General features: G+C 56.1%; 1 protein-coding gene. It reads right to left on the bottom strand.

The window, feature by feature from the left end:
- Positions 1-363: 363 nt before the first annotated feature.
- Positions 364-1,083 carry a universal stress protein gene (locus C5B91_RS21030; protein ID WP_115821587.1) on the bottom strand — a complete coding sequence of 240 codons (720 nt, stop codon included), beginning with the start codon at positions 1,081-1,083 and terminating at the stop codon, positions 364-366.
- Between the last annotated feature and the right edge of the window lie 179 nt (positions 1,084-1,262).

Raw genomic sequence — 1,262 nt, 5'->3', positions numbered from 1 at the left:
AATGCCGGCCCCGATCATCGTCCCGCCACCAAGCGTCATCGCCTCGAGGAACCCGATGTTTCGCTCAAGTTGTCCGCTTCGGTCGCTCATCGGCTCACCATCCCGGAGTTCTGTAGCATGCAGATCGATTGGAGCGTCACCCGATTTTCATACACCGCTGGGGGGCTCTTGCTCGGGTTCAATCGCGAGGATCCGACACGGTCGTCGGACAGAGAGGCCTGCCGATAGCTAGCGCACGCACAGCCCCGTCCCTCTTGTACTACCGTCGCTGGTGGCGCTGTTGTTCTATGTGGTGAAGATCGTCGCGAGACATTCTGTGCAGTTACTACTGTAGTAAACCTCGTATACATCAACTGGAAATCCTCACTCAATATCTCTCACGATGATTGCTGGTTTCTCGATCTCATTGAGGATCGGTGTCAGCACTGCACCGAGGATGCGGTCGCGAAGCGATGGTTCCGTTTCTCCGAGAACAACGAGGTCGTAGTCCGCTACGAGGTCGATGATGTCTCGCTTCGGTGAGCCACCCTCTGAGAGTTTCCAGTCGATTCGGTCCCGGTCGACCCCTTCCTCAGAGAGGCGATCGGCAGCGCCGCGGAGGATGAACTCGCCCTGACTCGGATCTGTCCCCTTGGGAACCGAATGAAACAACGTGACTGCAGCGTCGCTGGCCCGAACCAACTCACCAACGAGAGAGATGATTCGCTCGAGATTCACATCTCCCCGTAAGGGGACGAGAATTTTCTCGACGGTATCCGTCTCTCCAGGAACGAACACGGCATCACAACCGTACTGATCTGCGATCCGGTCGAGGGTGTCCCGCCGATCTTTCGTGAACACGAGGACATCCTCAACGTCGTGGTCTGCGCGAGCAAACTTGCTCACGATATTCCCTAATCGCTCTGCTGCTTCGGCTTCGTGATCTTCCTTGAGGTGCGCTGGGGCGGTCTGCTTGGGAACGGGATAGTAGCCGAGAACGACAATATTGACGGGTCTCAGGAGTTCGAGTACCACTTGATCGGGTGGCTCCATTACAGAGACATCGACCGGAACGAGAACCGTGGAGTCGCCAGTGAGCGGCATGCTTGTCACCTTCTTCTCGGACGACTGGCTTCATTGTTCGTGTCGAATGCCCATGCTTCGGAGGTAGAAATCAACACTCAAGGAGTGAGTCTCTCACTTCGAGGGCAGAATCCGAGTTATACCGGGCCGGGAAACTGGTACGGTGATATCTCACGCTGGCATTATACCGATACCCAATC

This window comes from Haloferax sp. Atlit-10N, assembly GCF_003586325.1.
Lineage (GTDB): Archaea > Halobacteriota > Halobacteria > Halobacteriales > Haloferacaceae > Haloferax > Haloferax prahovense.
Note: the sequence above shows the minus strand (reverse complement) of the source record. Positions and strands in the feature narration are given on the sequence as shown.